This window comes from Sphingosinicella sp. BN140058, assembly GCF_004135585.1.
Taxonomy (GTDB): domain Bacteria; phylum Pseudomonadota; class Alphaproteobacteria; order Sphingomonadales; family Sphingomonadaceae; genus Allosphingosinicella.
In genome coordinates, this window is the sequence record NZ_CP035501.1 from 1,708,552 (window position 1) to 1,725,946 (window position 17,395).

At 68.3% G+C, this 17,395-nt stretch carries 17 protein-coding genes; 10 read left to right on the forward strand and 7 right to left on the reverse strand.

Annotation, left to right across the window (positions count from 1 at the left end; all coding sequences use genetic code 11):
* The first annotated feature begins 384 nt into the window (after positions 1 to 384).
* The 6 genes from ETR14_RS07770 (at position 385) to ETR14_RS07795 (ending at position 7,326) form a co-directional block, all read left to right on the forward strand.
* A complete protein-coding gene (locus ETR14_RS07770) occupies positions 385 to 966 on the forward strand; it encodes an ANTAR domain-containing response regulator (RefSeq protein WP_129384086.1) in 582 nt (193 codons plus the stop codon).
* On the forward strand, positions 963 to 2,174 hold the full coding sequence (locus tag ETR14_RS07775; RefSeq protein ID WP_129384087.1) for a CmpA/NrtA family ABC transporter substrate-binding protein: 1,212 nt from the start codon (positions 963 to 965) through the stop codon (positions 2,172 to 2,174). Before ETR14_RS07770 ends, ETR14_RS07775 begins: the two co-directional genes overlap by 4 nt.
* A 219-nt stretch (positions 2,175 to 2,393) precedes the next feature.
* Positions 2,394 to 4,904: a nitrite reductase large subunit NirB gene (gene nirB, locus ETR14_RS07780; protein WP_129384088.1), complete on the forward strand. Its 2,511-nt coding sequence runs from the start codon at positions 2,394 to 2,396 to the stop codon at positions 4,902 to 4,904.
* A gap of 4 nt (positions 4,905 to 4,908) precedes the next feature.
* Complete coding sequence (gene nirD / locus ETR14_RS07785; RefSeq protein WP_129391518.1) at positions 4,909 to 5,268, forward strand: nitrite reductase small subunit NirD; 360 nt, start codon at positions 4,909 to 4,911, stop codon at positions 5,266 to 5,268.
* A 1-nt stretch (position 5,269) separates the two neighbouring features.
* A complete protein-coding gene (cobA, locus tag ETR14_RS07790) occupies positions 5,270 to 6,052 on the forward strand; it encodes a uroporphyrinogen-III C-methyltransferase (RefSeq protein ID WP_129384089.1) in 783 nt (260 codons plus the stop codon).
* A gap of 83 nt (positions 6,053 to 6,135) precedes the next feature.
* A complete protein-coding gene (locus ETR14_RS07795; RefSeq protein ID WP_129384090.1) occupies positions 6,136 to 7,326 on the forward strand; it encodes an alginate export family protein in 1,191 nt (396 codons plus the stop codon).
* A 31-nt stretch (positions 7,327 to 7,357) separates the two neighbouring features.
* Here ETR14_RS07795 and ETR14_RS07800 read toward each other — a convergent pair whose 3' ends face one another.
* The gene (locus ETR14_RS07800; protein WP_129384091.1) at positions 7,358 to 8,125 is read right to left on the reverse strand and encodes a LytTR family DNA-binding domain-containing protein; all 768 of its coding nucleotides are present in this window, start codon (positions 8,123 to 8,125) and stop codon (positions 7,358 to 7,360) included.
* Positions 8,126 to 8,247: 122 nt separating this feature from the next.
* On the opposite strand from ETR14_RS07800, the gene ETR14_RS07805 reads away from it, so the two are divergent.
* Positions 8,248 to 9,225, forward strand: coding sequence for a prolyl oligopeptidase family serine peptidase (locus tag ETR14_RS07805; RefSeq protein WP_129384092.1), 978 nt, complete (start codon positions 8,248 to 8,250; stop codon positions 9,223 to 9,225).
* 4 nt (positions 9,226 to 9,229) lie between these two features.
* Here the strand turns inward: ETR14_RS07805 and ETR14_RS07810 are convergent, their stop codons facing one another.
* Genes ETR14_RS07810 through ETR14_RS07820 form a run of 3 tightly spaced genes read right to left on the reverse strand, consistent with a single transcriptional unit; the run spans position 9,230 to position 10,983 of the window.
* Complete coding sequence (locus tag ETR14_RS07810; RefSeq protein ID WP_129384093.1) at positions 9,230 to 9,637, reverse strand: hypothetical protein; 408 nt, start codon at positions 9,635 to 9,637, stop codon at positions 9,230 to 9,232.
* 36 nt (positions 9,638 to 9,673) lie between these two features.
* The gene (locus ETR14_RS07815; RefSeq protein WP_129384094.1) at positions 9,674 to 9,901 is read right to left on the reverse strand and encodes a hypothetical protein; all 228 of its coding nucleotides are present in this window, start codon (positions 9,899 to 9,901) and stop codon (positions 9,674 to 9,676) included.
* A 50-nt stretch (positions 9,902 to 9,951) separates the two neighbouring features.
* Positions 9,952 to 10,983 (reverse strand): cupin-like domain-containing protein, encoded by a 1,032-nt coding sequence (locus ETR14_RS07820; protein ID WP_129384095.1) that lies wholly within the window; start codon positions 10,981 to 10,983, stop codon positions 9,952 to 9,954.
* 194 nt (positions 10,984 to 11,177) lie between these two features.
* Between ETR14_RS07820 and ETR14_RS07825 the strand changes: the two genes are divergently transcribed.
* Positions 11,178 to 11,528: a hypothetical protein gene (locus tag ETR14_RS07825; RefSeq protein WP_129384096.1), complete on the forward strand. Its 351-nt coding sequence runs from the start codon at positions 11,178 to 11,180 to the stop codon at positions 11,526 to 11,528.
* A 66-nt stretch (positions 11,529 to 11,594) separates the two neighbouring features.
* Here the strand turns inward: ETR14_RS07825 and ETR14_RS07830 are convergent, their stop codons facing one another.
* Positions 11,595 to 11,993, reverse strand: coding sequence for a hypothetical protein (locus tag ETR14_RS07830; protein WP_129384097.1), 399 nt, complete (start codon positions 11,991 to 11,993; stop codon positions 11,595 to 11,597).
* Between the two features lie 139 nt (positions 11,994 to 12,132).
* Between ETR14_RS07830 and ETR14_RS07835 the strand changes: the two genes are divergently transcribed.
* The gene (locus ETR14_RS07835) at positions 12,133 to 13,302 is read left to right on the forward strand and encodes a cytochrome P450 (protein ID WP_129384098.1); all 1,170 of its coding nucleotides are present in this window, start codon (positions 12,133 to 12,135) and stop codon (positions 13,300 to 13,302) included.
* Positions 13,303 to 13,496: 194 nt separating this feature from the next.
* Here ETR14_RS07835 and ETR14_RS07840 read toward each other — a convergent pair whose 3' ends face one another.
* Together ETR14_RS07840 and ETR14_RS07845 are read right to left on the reverse strand one after the other, a co-directional pair.
* On the reverse strand, positions 13,497 to 14,654 hold the full coding sequence (locus ETR14_RS07840; protein ID WP_165356363.1) for a CapA family protein: 1,158 nt from the start codon (positions 14,652 to 14,654) through the stop codon (positions 13,497 to 13,499).
* The gene (locus ETR14_RS07845; protein WP_129384099.1) at positions 14,609 to 15,892 is read right to left on the reverse strand and encodes an MFS transporter; all 1,284 of its coding nucleotides are present in this window, start codon (positions 15,890 to 15,892) and stop codon (positions 14,609 to 14,611) included. The genes ETR14_RS07840 and ETR14_RS07845 overlap by 46 nt, the downstream gene beginning before the upstream one ends.
* 95 nt (positions 15,893 to 15,987) lie before the next feature.
* Between ETR14_RS07845 and ETR14_RS07850 the strand changes: the two genes are divergently transcribed.
* Positions 15,988 to 17,385 carry an MmgE/PrpD family protein gene (locus tag ETR14_RS07850; protein WP_129384100.1) on the forward strand — a complete coding sequence of 466 codons (1,398 nt, stop codon included), beginning with the start codon at positions 15,988 to 15,990 and terminating at the stop codon, positions 17,383 to 17,385.
* Positions 17,386 to 17,395 lie beyond the last annotated feature (10 nt).

Below are 17,395 nucleotides of genomic sequence, written 5' to 3' on the forward strand. Positions count from 1 at the left end.
CGCGCGGACTTTCCGCAGAGGCAAGTCTTCCTGAGCCTCACGGCTTGAGGAGAAAGAGAGGGCTTCGACAGGCCCACCCCGAACGGCGTCGGGGATTGCGGCGGCGGCAGCGTCTTCACCCCCGCCACCATCCGTTCAGGCTGAGCCTGTCGAAGCCCAACCCTTTCCTTTTGCGCGGAAAGGAGAAGAAACCGGCTTCGACAGGCTCAGCCCGAACGGGGTGGCGCATTGGCAACTTCAACAGCAACAGCAACAGCAACAGCACGGTCGTTGCCCCTCTCGCCGGTCTTTCGTGGGCGCAGCCGACGGTGAGATATTCACCGGCGCTTCCCCGCGGCGTGCCGCCCGCTTACTCCAGCCTTGCTGCCGTTCCGGGATCCCTTCGTGCGTATCGCCATCGTCGATGAAAGCGGCCTTCGGGCCACCATCCTTGAGGAGGGCCTTCGCGAGGCCGGGTTCGACGACATCCATGTCGTCGCGCCGACCGGTGCCTTCGTCGCACGGATCGAGCGGCTCGCGCCTGACGTGGTGCTGATCGATCTCGGCACGCCGAGCCGGGACACGCTGGAGGAGATGCTGCTGGTCAGCAAGGCGCTGGCGCGGCCGATCGCGATGTTCGTCGACGAATCGGACGATGCGATGATCGGCGCCGCCATCGACGCGGGCGTTTCGGCCTATGTCGTCGACGGTTTGCGCAAGGAGCGGGTGAAGCCGATCCTGGAACTGGCCGTGCGGCGCTTCAACGCCTTTGCAGGTCTTCGCGCCGAGCTCGAGGAAGCGCGCAGCGCGCTTGCCGACCGCAAGAAGATCGAGCGCGCCAAGATCATCCTGATGGAAAGCCGCACCATGACCGAGGCCGATGCCTATGCGCTGATCCGGTCGACGGCGATGAACCAGGGCCGGCGGATCGTCGACGTCGCCGACGCGATCGTCACCGCCGCCGATCTGATCGGAGGCAAAGCATGATCCCCGTCGCCGCAGCCTTCGTGCCGCTGACCGACAGCGCGATCCTGATCGCGGCGCAGCGGCTCGGCTTCGCCGCCGACGAAGGCATCGATCTCACCCTCGCACGCGAGCGCAGCTGGGCGACGGTGCGCGACCGGCTGATCTACGGCCAGGTGCAGATCGCGCACATGCTGGCGCCGCTGGCGCTGGCGGTGACGCTCGGCCTTGGCCAGCCGCCGGTCGCGCTCGCGGCGCCGTTCAAGCTCGGCACGAACGGCAATGCGCTGACTGTGTCCGCCGAGCTCGCCGCGGCGCTCGATCCGGTCGCCCGCAACCGGATCGACGATCCCGTCGCCACTGCCCACGATCTCGCTGCCGCCATCGGCCTTCATCGCCGCAAGCCGATCCTCGGCATCGTCCACCGTTTCTCCAGCCACGCCCTTACCCTGCGTTATTGGCTCGGCTTCGCCGGCATCGATCCGGATCGCGACATCCAGCTGCGGGTGCTGCCGCCCTCGGCGATGGTGGAAGCGCTCGCCGCCGGCGAGATCGACGGGTTCATCGCCGGCGAGCCGTGGAGCAGCGTCGCGGTGGCGGAAGGTCTCGGCGAGATCGTCGCCTTCTCCTCCAACATCTGGGCACGCAGCGTCGAGAAGGTGCTGGCGATGCGGCAGGACTGGGCGGAGGCGAACGGGGACACGGTCGACCGCCTGCTCCGCGCCCTCGACCGCGCCGCTTCGTGGTGCGAGGACAAGGCGAACATCCCCGCGCTCGCGGCAATGCTCGCGGATCCGCAGATTATCGGGGAACCGGCCGATCTGATCGCGCAGGCGCTCGCCGGACGGATGCCGCTGTCGAAAGAGGGCGAGGTGATCGAGGCGCCCGATTTTCTGATGTTCCACCGGGAAGCGGCGAACTTCCCGTGGCGCAGCCAGGCGCTCTGGATCTACTCGCAATTCGTCCGCTGGCGCCTGGCCGCCCCGAGCGCGGCGGCCGAGGCGCGCGCCGCCAGCCTGTTCCGGTCCGACCTCTACCGCCGCGCGCTCGCCGGGGGCGCGACGCCGCTGCCGGGGGCGAGCTCCAAGGTTGAAGGCGCGCTGGCGGTGCCGACCGGCGCCGGATCGGATCGCGGCACCCTTACCCTCGGGCCCGACCGCTTCTTCGACGGGCGTGTTTTCGATCCTGTCGATATCGACGCCTATCTCGAAAGCTTCGCAGCGGCGCGCTGACCGCACAATATTTCACATCCTTGCTGCATCGCAATATTAGCCCTTGCGCACTGCCTCTCGCTCCCGCACCTTGCAATCGACGCGGGCGAGGCTGTCCGCACCGACATAGACCGGAGTCTTCGACGAAGAAGGCGAAGGCGCGAGTAACAGGCAAGGCCGCCTGCGACCGTCCCGAGAGGGAGGGGTCGCAGGCGGCCTTTTTCGTTTCGGAGCAGGGCGATGGACTTTTCGGCGGGCTGGCAGGGATCGGACGAAGCGCGAGGCGGCGATGCCCGGTCGCATCTCGTTGTGATCGGCAATGGCATGGCGGGCTGCCGCGCGGTCGAGGAGGTGCTGAAGCGCGATGCCCACCGCTACCGGATCACCATCTTCGGGGCCGAGCCGCGGGTCAATTACGACCGGATCATGCTCTCCCCCGTTCTTTCCGGCGAGAAGAGCTTCGAACAGATCATCCTCAACGATCGCGCCTGGTACGGATCGAACGGCATCGACCTAATCACGGGGGATCCGGTGGTGGCGATCGATCGCGCCCGCCGCCTTGTCACATCCGCCTCAGGACGCGCGGTCGGCTATGACCGGCTGATCATCGCCACCGGATCCGAGCCGATCATGATCCCGGTGCCCGGCCGCGATCTTCCGGGCGTGGTGTCGTTCCGCGATCTCGACGACGTCGAGGCGATGGTCCGGGCCGCCGATGCCGGCGGCGCGGCGGTGGTGATCGGCGGCGGCCTGCTCGGCCTCGAAGCGGCTCACGGTCTTGCGCAGCGTGGCATGGAGGTCACCGTGCTGCACCTGATGCCGACCTTGATGGAGCGGCAGCTCGACGAAGCCGCGGCGTGGCTGCTCAAGACCGCCCTTGAAGGCCGCGGCCAGACCATCCTGACCGGTGCCGACACCGCCGAGATCTTCGGCGAAGGGAAGGTCGAGGGGGTGCGACTCAAGGACGGTCGCGAGATCTCGGCCAGCCTGGTGGTGATGGCGGTCGGCATCCGGCCCAACATCAAGCTCGCCGCGGCCGCAGGCCTGGCGGTCGGCCGTGGCATCCACGTCGACGATACAATGACGACCTCCGACGCCGCCATATCGGCGGTCGGCGAATGCGCCGAGCATGACGGCATTTGCTGCGGCCTTGTCGCGCCGATCTGGGAAATGTGCCGTGCGCTCGCCGACACGCTGACTGGCGCCGGCAGCGTCTATCGTCCGGCCGCCACCGCGACCAAGCTCAAGGTCTCCGGCATCGATGTCTATTCGGCCGGCGATTTCTCCGGCGGCGACGGCGCCGAGGACATCGTGCTGCGCGACGCTTCGCGCGGGGTCTACAAACGGATCGTGGTGCGCGACGACAGGATCGTCGGCACCGTGCTCTACGGCGACACCGCGGACGGCAGCTGGTATTTCGATCTGATCCGCAAGGGCGAGGACGTCTCGCCGCTGCGCGCGACCCTGATCCACGGCCCGGTTGCGGCCGGTGCCGGCGGTGCCGATCCGCTCGCCCGCCTCGCCGCACTGCCCGCCGACGCGGAAATCTGCGGCTGCAACGGCGTGTCCAAGCATGCGGTGGTCGCCGCCGTCGAGGGTGGCGCCTGCACGCTCGACGCAGTGCGCGCCTGTTCCAAGGCCTCGGCCTCGTGCGGATCCTGCACCGGGCTGGTCGAAGGTCTGCTCGCCCTGACCCTCGGCGACGGCTATTCCGGCGAGCGCGGCGAGAAGCCGATCTGCAAATGCACCAGCTTCACCCATGACGACGTCCGCCGCGAGATCCTCGCCCAAAGCCTGCGCTCGATTCCGGAGGCGATGCAGAAGCTGCACTGGTCGACTCCGGACGGCTGCTCGTCCTGTCGCCCGGCGCTCAATTATTACCTGCTCTGCGCCTGGCCCGGCGACTATCGGGACGACCAGCAGAGCCGCTTCGTCAACGAGCGCATGCACGCCAACATCCAGAAAGACGGCACCTATTCAGTGGTGCCGCGGATGTGGGGCGGCATTACCAATCCGCGCGAGCTGCGCGCGATTGCCGACGTGGTTGAGAAATACAATGCCCCCCTGGTCAAGGTGACCGGCGGCCAGCGGCTCGACATTTTCGGCATCCGCAAGGAGGACCTGCCCGCCGTCTGGGCCGATCTCAACGCGGCCGGCATGGTCTCCGGCCACGCTTACGGCAAGTCGCTGCGCACGGTGAAGACCTGCGTTGGCTCGGAATGGTGCCGGTTCGGAACCCAGGATTCGACCGGGCTCGGGGTCAAGATCGAGCGCATGACCTGGGGGAGCTGGATGCCCCACAAGTTCAAGATCGCGGTGTCCGGCTGCCCGCGCAATTGCGCCGAGGCGACGATCAAGGATTTCGGCGTGATTTGCGTCGATTCCGGCTACGAGCTCCACGTCGGCGGCAATGGCGGCATCAAAATCCGCGCCACCGACCTGCTCTGCCGCGTCGCCACCGAGCAGGAGGCGATGGACGTCTGCGCAGCCTTCATCCAGCTCTACCGCGAGGACGCGCGCTATCTTGAGCGTACCGCGCCGTGGATCGAGCGAGTCGGCCTCGCCTACCTCCAGGCACGCCTGGTCGAGGACGAATACGGCCGCAGGGCACTGACCGAGCGCTTCCATCATTCGCAGCGCTTCAGCCAGACCGATCCCTGGGCGGAGCGCGCCGCCGGCGCCCACCGCGAGCAGCATGCTCCGATGGGCGAGCTTCGCCCCGCCCCCCAGATCCTCGAACCCGCGGAGTAAGATGATGATCACCGGAGACTGGCTCGACGTCGGCTATCTCGCCGAAATTCCGCCCCGCGGCGCGCGCACCATCCGAGTCCCCGGCGGCGACGAAGTCGCGGTGTTCCGCACCGGCAGCGACCAGGTCTATGCGCTGGTCAATCGCTGCCCGCACGGCAAGGGCCCGCTTTCGGAAGGGATCGTCCATGGCGCCAGCGTCACCTGCCCGCTTCACAATTGGGTGATTTCGCTCGCCAGCGGCGAGGCGCAAGGGGCCGACAAGGGCTGTACGCCGACGATCCCGGTGAAGATCAGCGGCGGCCGCGTGCTGATCCTGCGCAGCGCGATCGTCGCGCTCGCGCCTCTCGTCGCCCGGGCCGCCTGACATGGCCGCCGACACCCTGATCGCCCCCGGCGAGGTCTGGCTGGTAGGGGCCGGCCCCGGCGATCCCGATCTCCTCACCCGCAAGGCCGAGCGGCTGATCGCCGGCTGCGACATCCTGTTCCACGACGCGCTGGTCGGCCCAGGCGTGCTCGCGCTGGCGCCGGCGGACGCCAGGCTGGTCTCGGTCGGCAAGCGCTCCGGCCGCCATTCCAAGGACCAGGGCGCGATCAACGACCTCATCCTGGCGGCCGCGCGTGCCGGGCTGAAGGTGGTGCGCCTGAAGGGCGGCGACCCGTCGGTGTTCGGCCGCTCGGCCGAGGAGGTCGAGCATCTTGCCGCGCACGGCATTTCGGTCCGGATCTGCCCGGGAATCACCGCCGCGAGCGCCGCCGCCGCCTCCAGCCGGGCGTCGCTGACCCTGCGCGGCCTCGCCCGACGCCTGACCTTCGTCACTGCCCATGCCCGCGCCGGCGAGACGCTGGCGCTCGACTGGCCCGCGCTCGCCGCGGCCGACACGACCCTTGCCTTCTACATGGGGCGCGGATCGGCCGGGGAGATCGCCCGCAACCTGATCGCCGCCGGCCGCGCCGCCGACACGCCGGTGCTGATCGCGGTCAACGTCTCCCTGCCCGACGAGCGGATCATCCGCGGCCGTCTCGACGCGCTCGCCTTCCTCGTCGCGACGATCAGCGACGACGATCCGACCCTGCTGCTGGTCGGCGAGGCCGTCGGCACCCCGACGCGCGAAACACGGATCGACAGCTTGGCTGCGATGACGCTCTGAGGGGAAAAATCATAGTTCGAAAAGGAAATCGCCGCGCGGCAGCTGCGCGTGGCGGCGCGAAACGACGCGCCCTCAGATTGGCCATGGTTCCCCTGGCAGTCGGCGGCTCCGCGGCGGCCCGCGCGGAGCCGGTGTCCCCGAAGCCGATCCTGGATCTTCGCCTCCGCACCGAACATGTCGATCAGGAGGGGCTCGCCCGTGAGGCCGACGCGGTGACCGCGCGCTTGCGCGGTGGCGTCGAAATCGCCTCGGGGCCCTGGTCGATGCTGGTCGAGGGCGAAGCCACGATCGCCCTCGTCGACGACTATTTCGATGGTGTCAGAGGCCCGGCCGACCGGCCGCTGGTCGTGGATCCCGAAAATGTCGAACTGAACCGCGCCCAGCTTCGCTACGCCGGCCTGAAGAACGGGGCAGTGACGCTCGGCCGCCAGCGGATCGAACTGCTCGACCAGCGCTTCGTCGGCTCCGCGCCGTTCCGCCAGAACGAACAGACCTTCGATGCCCTGCGGTTCCAATATGGCGCGAAAACCGGCCCGACGCTCGACATCAGCTACGTGTGGAGCGTGCGTACCGTGAACGGCAGCCGCGGACGCGGGGCGCGTCAGACCGCCGTTGATGGCGACAATCTGTTCGCCGTCGCCGGCCTGCCGACGCCGATCGGCACGATCAGCGCCTTCGCCTTCCTGGTCGATCAGGATGAAGCCGTGGTGCAGGCCTTTCGCCTTTCGAGCCAGACGTACGGCCTTCGCCTGGCGGGCAGCCGCGCGTTGGGTCCGGTCGCCCTTTCCTATGCGGCGAGCTATGCCCGCCAGAGCGACCATCACCGCAACCCCAACGACTATTCCGCTTCCTATCTGCTTGCGGAAGCCGGTGCCGCGGCGCACGGCTTCACGGCCACCGCAGGCTATGAGGAACTCGGGGCCGACGACGGCCGCGCGCTGACCAGCTTCCAGACGCCGCTCGGCACCTTGTTCAAGTTCAACGGCTGGGCCGATCGCTTCGTCACCACGCCGCCGAACGGCCTGCGCGATCTCTATCTAAGCGCGGGCTACGGCGCCAAGAAGGTCGGCCCCGCCGATGCGGTTACCCTCTCGGCGACCTGGCACCGCTTCGACAGCGCCCGCCTCGATCTCGATTACGGCCGCGAACTCGATCTGCTCGCCAGCGCCAAGCGCGGCCGGTACACGCTCGCGGCCCGCTATGCCGGCTATCGCAGCCACGGCTTCGCGACGGATATCGACCGCTTCTGGCTTTCGGTGGATTTCACATTCTGAGGAGCCGGCTCGCTCACGCGTTGGTGCGCCGTCATTCGGTGGTGGCGCCGCCCGCGCCGGAATTCAGCCATCCTGCGGCGCGGAGCGCGGAGATCCGCCCGCGCGAGACCGGTGCGACGAGGCCGTTGACGAGCCGCAATCGGACGCTGCGTCCGTCCTCGATCACCTCGGCCACGGCCGAACGGGCGACCCACCAGGAGCGGTGGATCTGAAGACCGTCGCGGCCGCCATGGTCGGCGATCGCCCGGGCGAGGGTGCTGTGCTCGAGCCGGGACCCGGCAGGGCCGTGGATCCGAACATAATGATCCTCCATCTGTAGGCAGAGGCAGTGTCCGCGAGGGATGGGCGCGGGCTCGTCATCGTCTCGGTGCACGCGCGCGGCGGCTCGGCTGCTCGGCGGGCGGGCGATCAGCAAATAGGCGCCGGCGTGGAGCATGCAGACCAACAGCACCTGCGCATACCAGTCGGCGCGTCCGAGGAAGGTCAGTTCCGGCCACAGGCGGGTGGCGATCCAGGCCACCGCGCCGCTGAGCGGCAGCGCCGCCAAAAGCATGGCGATCGCGATCGTCAGCCATTGCGGAACCTCCCAGCGCCGGGCCAGGTGCAAGGCAGCGATAATCGAGGGCGCCAGGATCGCCGTCCCAACCCAGCTCATCCCGACCCAGTAGAAGATCCGCAGATGGGCGGGCCCGTTGAGATAGCTGCCGTAAGGGCCGATCAGCCCGAGAATGAGGCCGATGACGGTGGTCGTCATCAGCCACTTCAGCCAGGCGGGAAAGCGGGTCGGATCGGATTGCACCACGCTCCTATAGCGCGGTTCGCCCGGCCGCGAACCCGTTCGCCCGTTCGCGAAACGGCGCTCGCGCCGCGGCCACGCTGCCCATCATCCTGCGCGGACACTCACCGCACAGGAGCCGTTGCATGCCGTTAGTTCGATCCCTTTTGTTGCTGACCCTCGCGCTTGCGCTGCACGGCGGCGCCGCACAGGCCGCCTCGGCGGGCTTCCGCACGCAGACGATATCGGATCCGGCCGGGGGCGAGATCGAGATCGGCATATGGTATCCGAGCAATGCCGCTCCGCAGCCCGTCGATTTCGGGCTGGGCGACGGCCTCGTCGCGCCCGGCGCTACGCCGGCCGGCCGCCACTTGCCGCTGGTGGTGATGTCGCATGGCAATGGCGGGGCGTTCGCCGGCCATTTCGACACTGCGATCGCGCTCGCACAGGCCGGTTTCGTCGTCGCTGCGCTCACCCATAGCGGCGACAATTGGCGCGATCAGAGCCGCGCCACCGAAATGGCCAACCGACCCCGGCAGCTCAAGCTGCTGATCGATCACATGGTCGGAGCGCCGGACCTGCGGGATCTGGTCGACGCGAAGCGGATCGGCGCCTTCGGCTTTTCCTCGGGCGGCTTCACCGTCCTGGCGGCAGCCGGTGCCGATCCGGACCTGGACAAGGTCGTGGCGCACTGCCGGGAGCGGCCGCAGGATTTCGACTGCAAGCTGAGCGAAGGCCGGCGGCCCGCGCCGCCGCAGGCCTGGACGCACGATGGCCGGATCAGGGCGGTGGTCAGCGCCGCACCGGCTTTGGGCTACACCTTCACCAAGGCCAATATGCGGGGGCTGCGCGTACCCGTCCAATTGTGGAAGCCGGCGGCCGACGAGATCCTGCCGGCCCCTCTTCATGCCGACGCGGTGCTGGCGGCGCTGCCGCGGCGGCCCGAATATCATCCGGTGCCCGGCGCCACCCACTTCGTCTTCCTGGCGCCCTGTTCGGCGCAAGCGGCGAAGAGCAGCGGCGCGATCTGTGCGGATCCAGCGGGCTTCGACCGGGCTGCGTTCCACGCCGCCTTCAACCGGGACGTGATCGCCTTCTTCCGGCGGACATTGGCGCCGCGCTGAGGCGTCAGCGTATCTCCTCGAACTCCGCGTCGACGATCAGGTCGCGCGGAGCCGTCGAGACGGTGAGCAGCGGCAAGGGTCGTGCCGGCACCGCGCGCCGCGGTGCCGGCGAGAGCGCGCGCAGCCGCAGCGCCAGAGCGAGGAAGGTGGGAAGTCCCATGACGAGCAGGAGATCGCGGAGGCTGCCGGGTATCTCCCAGTCCTCGAGCACGCCGTCGGCATAGCCGCTCGCGGCTTCGTTGCCGACGGCGATCGCGAGCACCAGCAGCCACGGCCAGAGGCTGGTCAGCGGCCGACGCAGCAGCAGCGCACAGAAGACGTGCAAAGGCACCGAGGCGAGCACGTGGAGGCTGCCGCGGTCGAACCCCGATGCCCCCGCGATCAGCTCCTTGAACGCTACCCAATGCTCCATGGCCGTCCTTCTCGTTCGCGGTCGTCGGGCAGCACGTCAGCGCCGCCGGCGATCGGTCGTTCGCACACGGCGAACGAGTTTCGGGACCTGCCAGACGCAGAGCACCGCCATTGCGGTGCCGAGCAGGATGGCGACGACCGCGGGCTGCCCGGCGCCGGGCACCAGACGCGCCAGGATCCCCATCCACAGATCGACGAACGGGAAGAAGAGCAGGCAGGCGATCAAGGTCTGGACGGCGACCCGCCGCCCCAAACGCACTTTCATGACGCCGCTCTGGCCGCAGGCGCGCGTCCCGGCAAGCGCCGACGGCAATGTCAGCCCTGCTGCTCCGGAGCGCCGTCGATCAGATCGGCGAGCGCCGACTTCAAGCCTGCGACTGCGGCGGGCGCGATCGGGCGATGACGGTCCCGATGCTCCGGCCGAAGATGGGCGGCGGGATCGCCGTTGACCCCGAACACATAATGATCGTGCATGGTGCGCCAGATCGCCCGCTGCTCGGCCGGCATGTCGCGATACAGCAGAGTGGCGGCGTGGAGCAGCGCGCCGTAGGGATGCTGGGCGGACACCGCATCGGCATTCCACCAGTAATTGACGAGGATGCTGAGCGGATCGAGCGACTGGACGCCGTGCCACCACATATAGGGTATGTAGAGGGCGTCCCCGGGGCCCAGCTCCGCCACTTGCGCAGCGGCGAGCGCATCGCGGAAGCGGGGATGCGTGTCGAAATCGGGATCGTCGAACCGCACCATGCTGACCGGGACTCCGGCCGGCGTCAGATCGAATGGACCGACATAGAGGTTCGGGAGCTGTTCCGGCGGAAACAGGACGAAGCGGCGGCGGCCTGCCACCACGCAGGCGATGTTGTCGGCGACGTCGAAATGCGGCGCCACCGTCACCCGATTGCCGATCCACAGCCGTGCGCCGGTGCCGGGCGGCACCAGCGGCATCGGATGGTCCGCCTCCAGCCCGGGAAGATGCTCGGCGGCCGAAACCCCTTGCATGGCAATGCCGATCGGGTCGGGCGCGTCGATCTGGCGCAGCAATCCCTTGAGCACGCTCGACATCTTCTCGACGGAGACGGCGAAATTCAGCGCCCGCGCATCGTCTTCGTAGAACAAGCGACCGCGAACCTCCGGCCGCGCCGTGACGGTGCTGACCAGGCTGCCATTGTAGAAGCCGGTGAGATAGTCGACGATCGCTTGCGGCGACCGGCGTCCGTGGACGACGAGCGGCCATGAATCGACCAGGCCACGAAGGACTGCCGGGCGGTTGCCGCGCCGGATCACGCCGAAGCAGGCTGCGTCGACGTTCGCATATTCCTCCACGCGTGCCACGCTGTCGAGCATTCCAACCGCCTTTCAGGCGCTTGCATGACCGGGACGCTTGGCAAAGGCAATGCGTGCGCTCTTATCCCTGCGCTCCCGTGGAACCTGCGCCGCCGGCCTACGTTCAGCGAGCGCGACGCTGATCTGTCCCATCGGGGTTCACACCGCCTCATTTTGCAATCGACGGTTAATGTCGCGGCCGATAGCATCGGCGCATGGCTATTCATCAGATCGACCGTTGCGTCTTCCTCGTCGAATATCCCGGCCTTCCCCGGGATCGCGAGGATGTCGGCTCCCTCGCTGCCGTCACTGAGGTGTCTGACCGTGAGTTCGGTGTCGCGCTGCGACGTCTGCTCTACACGTCGATGGAGCATACGCGGCAGGCGCTCTGGGTTCGCGAGCGGGGCTATGCGGTGAAGCTCGCTCCGACCGAGCCGCACAACGGCAAGCTCGTCTTTCGCATCACCTTCATGGACGAGGACGAGGCGATGCTGTTCGCGATGACCTTCGGCGAACAGCACGAAGCCTGTGCCGCCGACGCGCGGCCGGCCAAGGATTCCGTCTAAGTCTCAGGACGCACGAAGGCGCCGCCTGCCGGGCCACTGCGTGCTGGCCGAGGCAGAGGGCTCGAGTTATCCGCCGGGCCGATCCGTGACCGCCGGCGCGGCGGCATTGGCGACGTCGTCGGCCGCCAAGTCCTCGGCATGCTTGCCGAGCTTCAACGGCAGGGTCGTGCCGGAGCTCCGCCACGGATTCATTGCCACGCAATAGCCGCTATGATCGCCGCACTGGCGGACTTCGCCGGTGTGGCTGTCGACAACCACGATGATAGGCTCGTCGTCGGCGATCCCCGCGAGCGCCGGATCCTTCGCCTCCGGCCGGTCGGCGATCTGCGACCATAGTCGCCCCGCATCGTACACACCGATCCCGGCGTAGCGGCCGCTTGTCTTACCCGGAGGCCCGGCAGGCGGCGGCACGTGGTCGCAGCCGGCAAGCGCGATCAACAGCATGGCGGCAAGTTGGTGTCGCATTTCCCGGCTCCCCTTCAGGTCCATCGCACTGTGACAGACTTGAAGGGGTCCGCAAGCAACCCAACGCGCGATCTCCCGCATCCAAGTGCAAGAACGCATTGTCGTTGCAAACGCTTGCATTGCTGGTACAGACGCCATCATGAGCGCCGATTTCGATCCCCTTGCGTCCGAGACCTTCGACAGCCCGCACGACGATTATCGCCGGTTGCGGGCAACCTGCCCCGTCGCCCATGCCGAGGCATGGGGCGGTTTCTGGGCGTTGACCAAGCATGCGGACGTCGCGGCGGCGGCGGGCGACAGCGACACCTACATCACGTCTCAGCAGAATGTGGTGCCCAAGGTCGCGTTCACCGGCCGTCGGCCGCCGCTTCACCTCGATCCGCCCGAGCACACGCCCTATCGCCGCGCGATCTCGCCTTTGCTGACGCCGAAGAAGGTCGAGCGGCTGCGACCGGTCGTGCGTGCGATCTGCGCCGATCTGCTCGCGCCGATGCTGGCCAAAGGCGGCGGCGACATCTGTACGGAATTCTCCTCGCGCATGCCGGTGCTGGTGTTCGGCCGCTGGATGAACCTGCCGCCTGATCAGGTCGAGAGTCTCGGCGAGGTCGGTCGCCGGTTCAACGTCGCAGTCCAGTCCGCCGACATGGAGGCGACCAAGGAATCCTCGCTGCTGCTCTACGACATGGCCCGCGCGCTGGTCGCGGAGCGCAAGGCGCGGCCGCTCGATCCGAATGATGACGTCACCTCGTCGCTGCTCGCGGCGCGGGCCGACGGCGAGCCACTGCCCGAGGAGATGATCGTCGGCATGATCCGACAGGTGCTGGTCGTCGGGATCATCGCGCCGACGGTGATGATCGGATCGATCTGCGTCCATCTCTCCCGCGATCGGGCGCTGCAGGACCGGCTCCGTGCCGAGCCGGCGCTGATCCCGGCGGCGATCGAGGAGTTCCTGCGCCTCTACACGCCCTATCGCGGCTTCGCACGCACCGCGGTACGCGACGTGACGCTGCGGGGACGCACGATCCCGGCCGGCGAACCGATTGCTCTGGTCTATGCCTCGGCGAACAGGGACGAGGAGGTGTTCGAGGATTCCGAAAGCTTTCGCCTCGACCGCGACAACATCCGAGACTCGCTCGCCTTCGGCCGCGGCACCCACCATTGCCCCGGCGCCGCCCTCGCCCGCCTGGAACTCGCCGTCGCGCTGGAGGAGATCCTGGGACGGACCAAGGGCTTCGCGGTAAACGGCGAGATCGTGCCCACGCGCATGCCGGAGATCGGCGCACTCAAGGTGCCGCTGGCATTCGAATAGAGGCAGCTTCCTCTCTTCTGGCTCCAAGCTCCCCTCCCTGCCAAGGGAGGGGCCGCGGGTGGGTGCGCTTTCTGCGCCTCGACGAGGCTGAAAGCGCCTTCTGCGGCCGCTGAAGCGAGAGGCGCGGCTGCGCCGCGCACCCACCCCTCGTCCCTGCCTTTCAGGAAGGGGGAAAAAGCGCGAGGTCAGATCGACTAAGCGCGGATTACGAGTTCGTCTCCGTCGGCATGGAAGCGGGTCGAAAGCCCTTCCGAGGCGGTGACCTCCTCAAGATAGGCGCGCACCCGCTCAAAGCGGGGATCGGCCGCGGCGAGCATCACGGGGGCGCTGTCGTCTTCGATCCAGGCTGGGAGGAAGCGTACCTCCGCGAGCCGTCCTTCGCGAACGACCAGTCTGGCGACACCGGTGATCCGCGTCTCCTCCGGCAGCATGTAGGCATTGTCCGGCGACCAGGACGAGTTGAGGCTGACGAGGTGGCGGAAGGAGGCCGAGCGGACGATCGCCGGATCCCAGACGTGCGGCTGCTCGATCGCGAAATTGCCGAGGCTGTAGAAGATCGGCCGCCCGCGATGGAGCTCGATCCCCTTCATGATGTGCGGATGGTGGCCGAAGATCCCATCGGCACCGGCGTCGATGAGGGCGTGGCCGGCGCGCCGCTGATAGTCGGCGAGTTCGCCCTTCACCATGTGGATGCCCCAGTGAAGCGAAACGATGACGATCTCCGCAGCGGCCCGCGCCGTCCGCACCATGTCGATCAGCGCCTGGAGATCGCCGCCATGCGGTGCCGTGCGAATGCGAGCGGGTGTGCCGGGCTGATCGTGCTCGATCTGCTCGTAGAGCGTGTGGGCGCGAAGCGGGGCGCAGCCGGGACGGTCCGCCTCGGCCGCATAGCCCTCGGGCAGGATGGCGCTGGCGGCGATGAAGGCGACGCGCACACCGTTCCGTTCGAGAATGACCGGCTCCAGCGCCGACGCGAGATCCCGGCCGGCACCGCACAAGGTGATGTCGGCGGCCGCCATATGTGCGAGCGTGTCGTCGAACGCGTCATAGCCCCAGTCGAGGCAATGATTGCCGGCGAAGGACATGACGTCGAAGCCGGCGTCCCGAAGCACCGGTGCCAGCCCGAGCGGCGCGCGCATCGCGAGCTTCGCGTTCGGCACCTTCGCGCCGCGGTCCGACACCGTGGTCTCGAGCTGGCCGAAGGTGAGGCCGCCGCGCAGCGTCTCCCGGCATCCCCTGAAGATCGAACCCAGATCCGCGCGTCTGGCGCCGATATCGCCGACCCCCAGGATATCGAGATCGCCGATCACCGGGCGGCAGCAGCGGTCGCAGCCGGATGCTCGAACAGCCACAGGCGGATCAACAGCACGAGCAGGGCCGCGACCACCAGAATGCCGGCGATCAGCAGGGTCGGGCCGCCGAAGCCGCCGGTCTGCTCGCGCAGAAAGCCCATCAGATGCGGGATGACGAGGCCGCCGCCGCTGCCGGCGATGTTGATCGCGACCGCGCCGACCGCGAACGTGGCGGGCGTGAACAGAGAGGTCGGCAGGGCCCAGAAGGCGCCCTGCGCGGCGCCGAGACCCAATCCCGCGACGAACAGGGCGATCAGCCCGGGTATGCCGGGACCAAATGCGGCGGCGGCAAGGATCGCGCCTGCGGTGACCGCGGCAGGCAGGCCGACATGCCAGAAACGCTCGCCGGTACGGTCGGAATGGGCCGAATTGGCGTAGATGCCGATGGCGACTCCGATCCAGGGCAAGGCGTTGACGAGACCGATCTCGAACGGCGTGAGCGCCGTCATCTGCTTCACCATCTGCGGCAGCCAGAACATGATGCCATAGGCCCCGGACAGAAGGCAGAACCAAAGCAGGGCGGAGGTCCAGACGATCGGCCGCGCCAGCACCGACCAGTCGTTGGCCTGCGCCTTGGCGCTGGTGTTGGCGGCGTTGCGGGCGAGCCAGTCCTTCTCGGAGGCGGAGAGCCAGCGCGCCGCGCCGGGCCGATCGGGGAAGTAGAAAAAGGCGGCGAAGCCGAGCAGAATCGTCGGCAGCGCTTCGGCAACGAACATCCAGCGCCAGCTCGACAGGCCGGCGAAGCTCGTTCCCATCAGCCATCCCGAGATCGGGCCGCCGATGACGATCGACAGCGGAATGGCGAGCATCGGCGTCGCGAAGGTGGTGGCGCGCTCGCGTTCGGTGGCGAACTGGCTGAGATAGAGGACGATGCCTGGTGCGAGCCCGCCTTCGGCGAAGCCGAGCAACACTCGCAGCACGTAGAATTGCATGTGGCTGTCGATGAACGCCATGCCGCCGGCGCAGCTTCCCCACAGGATCGCGCAGCCGCCGAGCCAGCGTCGCATGCCGATCCGCTGGAGCAGCAGCACGCTCGGATACTGGCCGGCGAGGAAACCGACGAAGAGGATCCCGGCACCGAAGCCATATTGGGTGGGCGTGAAGCCGAGTTCGGCGTTCATCCTCAGCGCGGCGAAGCTGATGTTGACCCGGTCGAGCGAGCTCAGCAGCATGAACAGGATCGTCGGGACGGCCAGCCGCCAGCGGATCTTGCGGGCAAGTTCGGCGCCGACGCTCATCACATACTCCTCGTGAACAGGTTCGTCCGACCCGTTGTTGTGGACACAGGATTGCCGATCAGGCAACACAGCGCAAGCGCTTACATGGATCCACAATGACCGAATCCAGCTTATCGGCGATCCTCGCCCGCCACATTGCCGAAACTTCCTACGCGGCCTTGCCGGCCGAAACCGTGGCGGCCGCGAAGCGCGCCCTGCTCGACGGCATCGGCGTGACCCTCGCCGCAAGCGGCATGAGCCGGGAGGCCGATCCGTTCGTCGCGCTCGCCTCCGTGCAGGCCGGCTCGTCCACCATCCTTGGCTACGGCACGCAGGTCCCGGCCGCAGCTGCGGCCTTCGCCAACGGCGCCCTCGCCCACGCACTCGACTTCGAGGATGCGTTCGACGCCGCGCCGACGCACCCCAATGCCTCGCTGATCCCGGCGGCGCTCGCCGTCGCGGAGAGCCATGGTCCGGTAACTGGGGAAGAGCTGATCGCGGCGGTGGCGATCGGCTGCGATCTCGTCTGCCGCATCGGTCTCAGCCTCAGGCGGACAATGGAGGAAGGCGGCTGGTACCCGCCACCGATCCTCGGCGCGTTCGGCGCCGCCGCGGCCGCCGCGCGGCTGATGCGCCTGTCGCCGCGGCAGGTGCAGGATTGCTTATCGCTGCTGCTCTGCCAGGTTAGTTGCCCGGGCGAGATCAAATACAGTTCCGAAACCGTGATCCGCGCCGTGCGGGAGGCCTTCCCTGCCCAGGCAGCGGTCACCTCCGCCGAACTCGCCGCCCGAGGCGTGCGCGGCTTCGATGCGCCGCTCGAAGGGCAGGCCGGCTTCTTCCGCCTCTATGCCGGCGGCGCCTACGAACCCGCCGACATCCTCGACGGCCTCGGTCACCGGTTCTGGATAGAGCGGCTGAGCTTCAAGCCCTGGCCTGCCTGCCGCGGCACCCACGGCTATATCGAGGCGGCACTTGCGCTCGCCGCGCAGCATGTTGTCGCCGCGGCGGACATCGAGGCGATCCGGCTCGAGGGCGGCGAGGTGCAGCGGATGCTGGCCGAGCCGGCGGCGCGCAAGCAGCGCCCGGCGACGGCGATCGATGCCAAGTTCAGCCTGCCGTTCACCGTCGCCCTGGCGCTGGTCCGCGGCCACGTCGGCCTCGACGGCTTCGATGCCGGGAGCCTTGAGGATCCTGCCATCCTTGGCCTGGCGGAGCGCGTCTCCTACCGGGAGCGACCGGGCTGGGGCCGGAACCGCGCCGCTTCGGCCGCCATCGAGATCGTGCTCCGCGACGGCCGCACCCTGGCGGCGGAGCTCGAGGTGCCGCTCGGTCATCCCGACCGGCCGCTGTCGGATGCACAGCTCCGCGCCAAGTTCGTCGCCTGCGCCGCCCGTGCCGCACGGTCGCTCCGGCCCCGTGCCGCCGACGCGCTCGCCCACCGTCTGTCGTCGCTCGAACGGGAGCCGGACGTCGGCGCGGTGATCCGCCTCTGCACGAGCGATGCAAGCGCTTAACATTGTCGCT

What these genes read in the sequence shown, in the direction of transcription:
- ETR14_RS07775 (WP_129384087.1), top strand. Translation starts at nt 963, where the DNA reads ATGATCCCCGTCGCCGCAGCCTTCGTGCCGCTGACCGACAGCGCGATC.
- nirB (WP_129384088.1), top strand. Translation starts at nt 2,394, where the DNA reads ATGGACTTTTCGGCGGGCTGGCAGGGATCGGACGAAGCGCGAGGCGGC.
- nirD (WP_129391518.1), top strand. Translation starts at nt 4,909, where the DNA reads ATGATCACCGGAGACTGGCTCGACGTCGGCTATCTCGCCGAAATTCCG.
- cobA (WP_129384089.1), top strand. Translation starts at nt 5,270, where the DNA reads ATGGCCGCCGACACCCTGATCGCCCCCGGCGAGGTCTGGCTGGTAGGG.
- ETR14_RS07795 (WP_129384090.1), top strand. Translation starts at nt 6,136, where the DNA reads ATGGTTCCCCTGGCAGTCGGCGGCTCCGCGGCGGCCCGCGCGGAGCCG.
- ETR14_RS07805 (WP_129384092.1), top strand. Translation starts at nt 8,248, where the DNA reads ATGCCGTTAGTTCGATCCCTTTTGTTGCTGACCCTCGCGCTTGCGCTG.
- ETR14_RS07810 (WP_129384093.1), bottom strand. Translation starts at nt 9,637, where the DNA reads ATGGAGCATTGGGTAGCGTTCAAGGAGCTGATCGCGGGGGCATCGGGG.
- ETR14_RS07815 (WP_129384094.1), bottom strand. Translation starts at nt 9,901, where the DNA reads ATGAAAGTGCGTTTGGGGCGGCGGGTCGCCGTCCAGACCTTGATCGCC.
- ETR14_RS07820 (WP_129384095.1), bottom strand. Translation starts at nt 10,983, where the DNA reads ATGCTCGACAGCGTGGCACGCGTGGAGGAATATGCGAACGTCGACGCA.
- ETR14_RS07825 (WP_129384096.1), top strand. Translation starts at nt 11,178, where the DNA reads ATGGCTATTCATCAGATCGACCGTTGCGTCTTCCTCGTCGAATATCCC.
- ETR14_RS07830 (WP_129384097.1), bottom strand. Translation starts at nt 11,993, where the DNA reads ATGCGACACCAACTTGCCGCCATGCTGTTGATCGCGCTTGCCGGCTGC.
- ETR14_RS07835 (WP_129384098.1), top strand. Translation starts at nt 12,133, where the DNA reads ATGAGCGCCGATTTCGATCCCCTTGCGTCCGAGACCTTCGACAGCCCG.
- ETR14_RS07845 (WP_129384099.1), bottom strand. Translation starts at nt 15,892, where the DNA reads ATGAGCGTCGGCGCCGAACTTGCCCGCAAGATCCGCTGGCGGCTGGCC.
- ETR14_RS07850 (WP_129384100.1), top strand. Translation starts at nt 15,988, where the DNA reads ATGACCGAATCCAGCTTATCGGCGATCCTCGCCCGCCACATTGCCGAA.